Raw genomic sequence first — 9,587 nt, 5'->3', positions numbered from 1 at the left:
GAAGTATTGGCTTACCTTACGCACAATGCGTACGATTTCTCGTTGCCAAGGCTCCAGTAGCGGTGCATTTTTTTCGATGAAATAGAGAATGTTCTCTTGAGGCTCTGAAGGGAAGCGTACCTTCTGCGTTTCCTCTTTGGCGCGATTTTTAGGTACGGTTTTCCAAAGCTCATTGACCTGTGATTGTAAGTAAGATTCGCGCTCCTCTTGACGCGCTTTCTCTTCTGCAATCGAGATTTTTTCAGGTCGTTTGTACCTATCCACCCCGTAGTTCATTAGAGCATGACAAGAATCGAGGATCTGCTCTACCTCTTCCACGCCATATTTCTGTTCACAATCGGCGATGTAGTTTTTGGCAAACAACAGATAGTCGATAATCGAGCTGGCGTCTGTCCAAGTTTGGAATAGGTAATTGCCTTTAAAGAATGAGTTGTGGCCATAACATGCGTGCGCCATGACGAGCGCTTGCATGGTGACCGAGTTTTCTTCCATCAGGTAGGCAATACATGGGTCGGAGTTAATCACGATTTCGTACGCCAACCCCATTTGGCCATGTTTGTAGCCTTGTTCGGTTTGAATAAACTTCTTACCAAACGACCAATGGTTGTAGTTAATCGGCATGCCTATACTCGAGTAGGCATCCATCATTTGTTCCGAGGTGATGACCTCGATTTGATTTGGATAAGTGTCCAATCTGTAATGCTTGGCAACACGCTTTATCTCAACGTGATAGCGCTCAAGCATATCAAAGGTCCAATCGGGACCATCGGGCAGCACCTTAGAATTTGTCTTAGTCTCTGTGGTCATAGCACGTCTCCCTATGCTGTCTCTTTTTGAAACAACTCCCTAAACACAGGGAATATGTCGTCTACCGAACGAATATTCTTCATCGCAAAGTTGTCAAAATCATTTTCAAGTTTCTCGTACTCATGCCATAACGTTTGGTGAGTTCGACGAGTGATTTCGATGTATGAATAGTACTGACAAGCTGGCAGCAGTTTGTTGACCAGTAAGTCACGACAACGCGGTGAATCGTCGGCCCAGTTATCGCCATCGGATGCCTGCGCAGCATAGATATTCCACTCTCCAGTTGGGTAGCGGTCTTCTACGATCTCTTTCATGAGTTTCAATGCACTCGAAACGATAGTGCCACCAGTTTCTTGGGAATAGAAAAACTCATGCTCGTCGACTTCTTTGGCTTGAGTATGGTGGCGAATAAACACCACTTCGACGTTTTCATAGGTTCGTGTTAAGAACAAGTACAGCAAGACATAGAAACGCTTGGCGATGTCTTTTGTCGCTTGATCCATAGAGCCAGAGACATCCATCAAGCAGAACATTACCGCTTGGCTGGAGGGAACTGGACGTTTTTCGTAGTTTTTAAATCTTAGATCGAAGGTGTCGATGAACGGCACACTGTCGATTTTCTTGCGAAGCGATGCGATCTCTTCTTTGAGTCGCTTCTCTTCCATGGGTTGAGCAGGCTCGCTGATTTTAATCTCATCAAGCTGCTTATTAAGCTCATCGAGCATCTTACGTTTGCCGGCAGTCATCGCAGTTCGGCGCGCAAGCGACTGCTGAAGTGAGCGCACAATAGCGATATTTGAGGGCATACCCGCTGTTTGATAACCAGCGCGATGGGTTTTCCACTCTTTGATTTTGTTGATTTGGTTTTTCTTTAAATTAGGCAGAGCGAGATCTTCGAATAAGATATCCAGATATTCGTCTTTCGAGATCTGGAATACAAATTCGTCTTCGCCTTCACCGTCAGGACTGGCCTCGCCTTGACCCGCACCGCCGCCTTGACCGCCTTTAGGTGGACGTTCAATTTTATCACCGGTAATAAACTGGTCGTTACCAGGATGGACGCGCTCTTTTACGCCCCCTTGCCCTTGATGAAAAATAGGCTCGTTGAGGTCTTTGCTAGGAATAGAAACGTCTTCGCCCGTTTCTGTGTTCGTGATCGAGCGGCGATTAACGGCATCGGTCACGGACTCTTTGATTTTCTGCTTATGTCTGCGCAGAAAACGCTGTCTGTTAACGGCACTTTTGTTCTTACCGTTTAAGCGTCTATCAATAAATTGTGCCATGAGTAACTCCCTGTCTTCCCCTCACCATACAGCACCCGAGCACGCGCTCGGGGCTGCAACTAATCAGTCAGGTGGGTCTATGAGGATTTACGAACTCTCAAGTACCACTCAGACAGCAATCTGACTTGTTTCTCGGTGTAGCCTTTTTCCATCATGCGATTAACGAAATCATCATGTTTGCGTTGGTCTTCTGAAGACGTTTTCGCGTTGAATGAAATAACAGGTAGTAGCTCTTCGGTGTTCGAGAACATTTTCTTCTCGATAACGGTGCGTAGCTTCTCATAGCTAGTCCAAACCGGGTTAGAGCCATTGTTATTCGCACGCGCACGCAGCACGAAGTTCACAATCTCATTACGGAAGTCTTTCGGGTTACTGATACCGGCTGTTTTCTCGATCTTCTCTAGTTCTTCGTTAAGAGAAGCGCGATCGAATAGCTGGCCTGTTTCTGGGTCACGATATTCTTGGTCTTGAATCCAGAAGTCAGCGTAGGTGACGTAACGGTCAAAGATGTTTTGGCCGTATTCTGAGTAAGACTCTAAGTACGCGGTCTGGATTTCTTTACCAATGAACTCTACATAGCGAGGCACTAGGTAGCCTTTCAAGAATTCAAGGTATTTTTCGCCGACTTCTTGTGGGAACTGCTCACGCTCAATTTGCTGTTCAATGACGTAGAACAGATGAACCGGGTTTGCAGCCACTTCGGTTTGATCAAAGTTGAATACGCGAGACAAGATCTTAAATGCGAAACGGGTAGAAAGACCGGACATACCTTCGTCGACGCCAGCGTAGTCGCGGTACTCTTGGTAGCTTTTCGCCTTTGGATCGGTGTCTTTAAGCGTTTCTCCATCATACACGCGCATTTTTGAGAATAGTGAGGAGTTTTCTGGCTCTTTCAAGCGAGAAAGCACACTGAACTGGCCAAGCAACTCAAGTGTACTTGGTGAGCATGGCGCTTTCGACAGCTCACTGTTTTCAAGCAGTTTCTGGTAGATCTTAACTTCTTCAGACACGCGCAAGCAGTAAGGTACTTTTACAATGTAGACACGATCTAAGAATGCCTCGTTGTTTTTGTTGTTACGGAACGTTTGCCACTCAGATTCGTTTGAGTGAGCGAGGATCATGCCATCAAACGGTAGGGCAGACAGACCTTCAGTACCGTTATAGTTGCCTTCCTGAGTCGCTGTTAACAGTGGGTGAAGCACTTTGATTGGTGCTTTGAACATCTCAACGAATTCCATTAAACCTTGGTTAGCACGGCAAAGTGCGCCAGAGTAGCTGTAGGCATCTGGATCGTCTTGAGAGTAATGTTCCAATTGGCGAATATCGACTTTACCAACCAGTGCTGAGATGTCTTGGTTGTTCTCATCACCCGGCTCAGTTTTGGCGATAGCGACTTGGTCTAGTATCGATGGACGTACTTTGACGACTTTGAATTTAGTGATGTCACCGCCAAACTCGTGTAGACGTTTCGCTGCCCATGGCGACATGATGGAGCGTAAATAGCGCTTCTCGATGCCATATTCACTTTTCAGCAGATCTCCGTCTTCATTGACGTCGAAGAGACAGAATGGGTGGTCATTGACTGGACTGCGTTCGCCATTTGCAGAAAGCACATAGATTGGCATCTTCTGCATTAGCGCTTTAAGTTTCTCGGCAAGTGATGATTTACCACCACCTACAGGACCGAGTAAATATAGAATTTGTTTGCGTTCTTCAAGACCTTGCGCAGCGTGTTTTAAATACGACACAATTTGCTCAATGGCATCTTCCATGCCATAAAAGTCTTCAAAGGTTTTGTAACGAGAGATAATACGATTTGAGAAGATACGACTTAAGCGTGGATCTTGCGCCGTGTCGATGACCTCAGGCTCGCCGATAGCGAGTAGAAGACGTTCGGCAGCGTTGGCATAAGCACTTTTGTCGTCTTTACATAGAGCTAAGAATTCCTGAATTGATAACTCTTCATCTTTTGCGGCTTCATAACGCGTTTGATAATGATCGAAAATACTCATAGCTGATTCCCCTTAACCTGCAAAGCTGACTGTCAACACATGTACAATGCGACTCCATGTCAATTTAAAGACTAGTAGGGTTTTCAGATTAATGCTTAACAATTATGCATTTATTTACAAAGTCCCTTTGTGATCGCAGGAAAAATCACCCTAGTCTCACTAATAGTACGTAAGTCCTAACTATGGGAGATGACCGTGCAATGAGAAAAACAATCTCAAAAAAATACCCGCTCACAATGGCGGGTATTCTTCATAAAATACGATTTAAGCTACTTCAAAAATGTTTTAAGCGTTAAAAATTTGGCGGAATTCTGCACTTGATAGGTGATATTGACGTGGGCAGTTTCTCCATGTAACCAGCATGCGACGGTATTTGTCGAGCATAGGAACATGGCTGTTAAAGTGGTGGTCACCCTTGTCGAATTGTGGGTACAGACCTTCAGAGTCCACTAGGAAGCGAACATAGTTCACTAGCTGTGCTTCTGTAGCGATATCGAAGCCCAAGAACTGCAGACGACGCTGATCGACGTCTTTACGGTCTTGGTCAGACAGCATTTTGTTTGATTCTTGCATCGCGTGGTACATTTCCATGATGTCGATAACTTCACGACACTCATCTTCTACAAGGCAGCCGAACTCTTTGTTCATCTCGCGCATTTGTAGCTCGTAGCCACGTTCTACGATGGTTTGAAGGCGTTGGTACTTCGCCGCGTTCTCCGGCGTTAGTTTCGCCATCAGGTAGTATTGGTTAGATAGGATTAGACGTTGAGCATTTGTCATTTCCATGTTGAGAGCCTCACTAAATACTTTCTAATAAGTTTATGTATGAATACGAATTATCGACAGATTAACAGTATATGTATGACTTATAACATGATCTCAACACGTATTTATGACAAAAACGCGCCTTCTAGCGCGTTTTTTTCGTGTCAAAGCTTTGCAGGCAAACGCGTGGCGCGTTTGCGTATAGGCTAATATTTGACGGTGTCTGTGTACTGAAGCAGGATGCTTTGAATTTCGTCCATCACTTCTTTTTTCGGTGGCTCAACACCTTCCAGTGGGTAGTCAAAACCGAGCGCTTCCCATTTGTGTGCACCGAGTTTGTGGTACGGTAGAAGCTCTACTTTCTCGATGTTGTCCATGTCTTTGATGAACTCACCTAGCATGTGTGCTGCTTCAGGATCGTCAGTGTAGCCAGGAACAACCACATAACGGATCCACGTCTTTTGACCAATTTTGTGTAAGTAGCGAGCGAAGTCCAACACGCGGCGGTTTGATACGCCAATGAAATCTTGGTGGATTTCATCTTTCATGTGTTTAAGGTCAAGCATCACAAGGTCGGTCGCTTCAAGGACTTCGTCCACGACGTCGGTGTGTTTGCGGATATAGCCGTTAGTATCGAGACAGGTATGGATACCTTCCGCTTGCGCTGCTCTAAAGAAGTCACGAACAAATTCTGGTTGAAGCATGGCTTCACCACCAGAGCAAGTCACACCACCACCGGATGCATTCATGAAGTGGCGGTAAGATTTCGCCTCCGCAATTAGCTCATCGACAGTGATTTCTTTGCCATCATGCGTATCCCAAGTATCACGATTGTGGCAATACTTGCAGCGCATAAGACAGCCTTGCATAAAGACAATAAAACGAATACCCGGTCCATCGACAGTACCACAAGATTCGAATGAGTGAATGCGACCTGTTGTTGACATATGCTCTTCTCTACTAACTTATTTTTACCCGTCATTTTATTACAAATCGTACCATCTAGACAGGAAAAGTAGGGTTATATTGACACTAATTATGACTGTATACGCTGATTGTAAATGCTTTGTTTCAACTGATGAAGATGACTATAACAGACCCTGTAGAGGCTAGAAGAAGGCAAACAGTGAGATACCGCCATTACCATATATCGACTTTGATGCCTCTTTGTATTCCGCCGATTTAGTCCCAGCGAAAATATTCACGCCGACGTAGGAGTTGTACCAAGTCGCGCCCAATACGGCCTCACCTTGAATCGGTTGCAGTGTTACATCATAAGCATCACTTGGCTCTGGTATTCCGGGGCGTTCACCCTCGATGGTAATATCGTTAAATCGATAACGGGCTTTCACGCCGAAATAAGTAAACCAGCCTTGATTTGACGCGCCAATCATGCCGGCTTTAAATGGATCCTCAGTACCTATGTTTGCCGCCCCGAAATTGCCGCCAAGCTCGGAGCCAAATCGAAACATCATCCCAGTTGAAATGTCGCTTCTAAAGTTGCCTACGTTAGCTTCGGTGACATTAGAGACTTCCCAGCCTGTGTTTGCAAACAGAGGCTCTCGCTTTAAGTTTAGGTGGGTTAGATAACCGACACTGCCAACGACGCGATCTTCAATTTGATACGCCCAACCTTTCGGCTCCTTCGAGCCAACTAGAGAGTGCACTAATTGCTGAGCTTTTCCTGCAAAGGAGCCCTCGCCAGTACTACCTAGAGTCACGTTAAATCGCTGGGCCTGTTGTGGGTGCAAGCTAATGTAATTTAACTCACCATGAAAATAGCCGGCGTAAGGGCGATCACCTGCGATGGGGACATCGGCTTCAATATCGGAAGGTGTCCACATTTTGTGACCAAGTTGAAATTCGACCTTATCTAGTGAGGACGCTCCCCAATAGGAGAGGCTCAGAGGTTTAAAAATCGCCCAAGGCGTGATTGCGCCACTGGTATACGAAAGGAAGATTCCGTTGGTGTAGTCTTCGTCGGTACCCCAAATTCCATCGTTGTCGAGAGAAAAGGAAAGGGTAGAGCGCTCTGAGGCGAGCGCACAGCTGCTGGCGAGAAGAACAGGCAAAGCGAGTAGAATTTTCATGATGTGTCAACTCTCTTCAAATACGGCTAGTAGAGATGTAGTTATGTAAAGTGAGTGTGACACGTTTGCAAATGGAACGTCAGTGATCCATGAGTCATAAAGCTTGAGCAAATTCGATTATTTGTAACCAATTCTTAGCAGGTAAGAATAGGTGTAAATGCCATTCAACAGGTATAAAAAAACCCCGCCGAAGCGAGGTTTTTATCTCAATCAGTATAATCGAAGATTATAGAGATTCAGTGAACGTACGTGCGATTACGTCAGCTTGTTGCTCTGCAGTTAGAGAGTTAAAGCGAACAGCGTAACCAGATACACGGATTGTTAGCTGAGGGTATTTCTCAGGGTGCTTAACTGCGTCTTCTAGAGTTTCGCGGTTAAGAACGTTCACGTTTAGGTGTTGACCACCTTCAACGCCAGCTTCGTGGTGGAAGTAACCATCCATTAGACCAGCAAGGTTAGAACGTTGTGAATCTTCTTCTTTACCTAGTGCGTTTGGAACGATAGAGAAGGTGTAAGAGATACCATCTTTAGCGTCAGCAAACGGCAGTTTACCTACAGAAGTAAGAGAAGCTACAGCACCTTTCTCATCGCGACCGTGCATTGGGTTTGCACCTGGAGCGAATGGAGCACCTGCTTTACGACCGTCTGGTGTAGTACCCGTCTTCTTACCGTATACCACGTTTGAAGTGATAGTCAGGATAGACTGTGTAGGTACTGCATCACGGTAAGTCTTAAGCTTACGGATCTTGTTCATGAAGATAGTAACAAGTTCACAAGCCATGTCATCTACACGTGCGTCGTTGTTACCGAATTTCGGGTAGTCGCCAGAGATGTCGAAGTCGATTGCGATGCCGTCTTCGTCACGGATTGGCTTAACTGTGCCGTATTTGATTGCAGATAGAGAGTCAGCTGCAACAGATAGACCAGCGATACCACAAGCCATTGTACGACGAACGTCACGGTCATGTAGAGCCATAAGCGCTGCTTCGTAGCTGTACTTGTCGTGAGAGTAGTGGATTGCGTTTAGCGCAGTCACGTATTGCTTAGCTAGCCAATCCATGAAGTTGTCTAGACCAGCCCAAACTTTGTCGAAGTCTAGAACTTCGTCAGTCATTGCTTCAGTCTTAGGACCAACTTGGATCTTAAGCTTCTCATCTACACCGCCGTTGATAACGTAAAGTAGAGTCTTAGCTAGGTTTGCACGAGCGCCGAAGAACTGCATGTGCTTACCGATAACCATTGGAGATACACAACAAGCGATAGCGTAGTCATCGTTGTCGAAATCTGGACGCATTAGGTCATCGTTCTCGTACTGGATAGAAGACGTATCGATAGATACCTTCGCACAGAACTTCTTGAAGCCGTCAGGTAGCTGCTCAGACCAAAGTACAGTGATGTTTGGCTCTGGAGAAGGACCCATAGTGTATAGCGTGTTTAGGAAACGGAAGTTTGTACGCGTAACAAGCGTACGACCGTCAACACCCATACCACCCATAGATTCTGTTGCCCAGATTGGGTCGCCAGAGAATAGCTCATCGTACTCAGGAGTACGTAGGAAGCGAACCATACGTAGCTTCATTACGAAGTGGTCGATCATTTCCTGAGCTTGTTCTTCAGTGATGATGCCAGCAGCGATATCACGCTCAACGTAAATGTCTAGGAAAGTCGAAGTACGACCTAGAGACATTGCCGCGCCGTTTTGAGATTTAACAGCCGCTAGGTAACCGAAGTAAGTCCATTGGATTGCTTCTTGTGCAGTTGTCGCAGGACCAGAAATGTCGAAGCCGTAAGAAGCTGCCATTTCTTTCATTTGACCTAGTGCGCGGTGTTGCTCTTGAAGCTCTTCACGCAGCTGCATAGTCATTTGTAGATCGTCGCCAGCTTCCAGTTTCTCTTGAGTAGAGTGGAACTGAGCAACTTTGTCCTTCATTAGGAAGTCAATACCGTAAAGTGCTACACGACGGTAGTCACCGATGATACGACCACGACCGTATGCATCTGGAAGACCAGTCAGAACACCAGACTTACGACATTTTAGGATGTCTGGAGAGTAAACGTCGAAAACACCTTGGTTGTGTGTTTTACGGTACTCTGAGTAGATTTTAGAAACTTGTGGGTCAAGCGTACGGCCGTATGCTTTACAAGAACCTTCGATCATGCGCACGCCGCCGTTAGGCATGATTGCACGCTTAAGAGGCGCTTCAGTTTGTAGACCAACGATAGTTTCTAGGTCTTTGTTGATGTAGCCCGCATCATGTGAAGTGATGGTAGAGATAACAGAAGTGTCAAAATCAACAGGAGCGTGAGTGCTGTTTTCCTGCTTGATACCTTCCATTACTTTAGCCCAAAGCGTCTTAGTCGCTTCAGTACCTTCAGAAACTAGGAAAGACTCGTCGCCTTCATAAGGAGCGTAGTTCTTCTGAATGAAGTCACGTACGTTTACTTCGTTTTGCCAGTCACCTGCAGCAAAACCTTCCCAAGCTTTAGCAAATTGCTCTGCCATGACATACCTACCTTTTTAGTAGAAAAAACCCGTACTGTGCGCTTTATACGCATGCTCCTCTGAGGAAGAGCCAGTACCATTGAATAAAAATATCGTATAACCACTTATGGTTAGTATGGTTATACGC

The 9,587-nt window shown here is 45.7% G+C and carries 7 protein-coding genes; all 7 read right to left on the bottom strand.

The features are described from left to right. On the bottom strand, positions 1-807 hold an 807-nt coding region (locus tag TZ48_RS02175; protein ID WP_239670663.1), incomplete at its 3' end, for a SpoVR family protein. Between the two features lie 11 nt (positions 808-818). Further along, positions 819-2,090: a YeaH/YhbH family protein gene (locus TZ48_RS02170; RefSeq protein ID WP_112478102.1), complete on the bottom strand. Its 1,272-nt coding sequence runs from the start codon at positions 2,088-2,090 to the stop codon at positions 819-821. Positions 2,091-2,167: 77 nt separating this feature from the next. After that, complete coding sequence (locus TZ48_RS02165) at positions 2,168-4,102, bottom strand: PrkA family serine protein kinase (protein WP_112478101.1); 1,935 nt, start codon at positions 4,100-4,102, stop codon at positions 2,168-2,170. A 285-nt stretch (positions 4,103-4,387) separates the two neighbouring features. Next, a complete protein-coding gene (locus tag TZ48_RS02160) occupies positions 4,388-4,888 on the bottom strand; it encodes a YfbU family protein (protein WP_112478100.1) in 501 nt (166 codons plus the stop codon). A gap of 185 nt (positions 4,889-5,073) precedes the next feature. After that, complete coding sequence (pflA, locus tag TZ48_RS02155; protein ID WP_112478099.1) at positions 5,074-5,814, bottom strand: pyruvate formate lyase 1-activating protein; 741 nt, start codon at positions 5,812-5,814, stop codon at positions 5,074-5,076. 162 nt (positions 5,815-5,976) lie between these two features. Next, entirely contained in the window at positions 5,977-6,957 is a 981-nt protein-coding gene (locus TZ48_RS02150; protein ID WP_112478098.1) for a lipid A deacylase LpxR family protein, read from the bottom strand. A 226-nt stretch (positions 6,958-7,183) separates the two neighbouring features. Continuing rightward, the gene (gene pflB, locus TZ48_RS02145; protein WP_112478097.1) at positions 7,184-9,460 is read right to left on the bottom strand and encodes a formate C-acetyltransferase; all 2,277 of its coding nucleotides are present in this window, start codon (positions 9,458-9,460) and stop codon (positions 7,184-7,186) included. Positions 9,461-9,587 lie beyond the last annotated feature (127 nt).

The sequence above is a fragment of the Vibrio variabilis genome (genome assembly GCF_003263785.1).
In the GTDB taxonomy this organism is placed as follows: domain Bacteria; phylum Pseudomonadota; class Gammaproteobacteria; order Enterobacterales; family Vibrionaceae; genus Vibrio; species Vibrio variabilis.
This window is presented reverse-complemented; position numbering and strand designations above follow the sequence as displayed.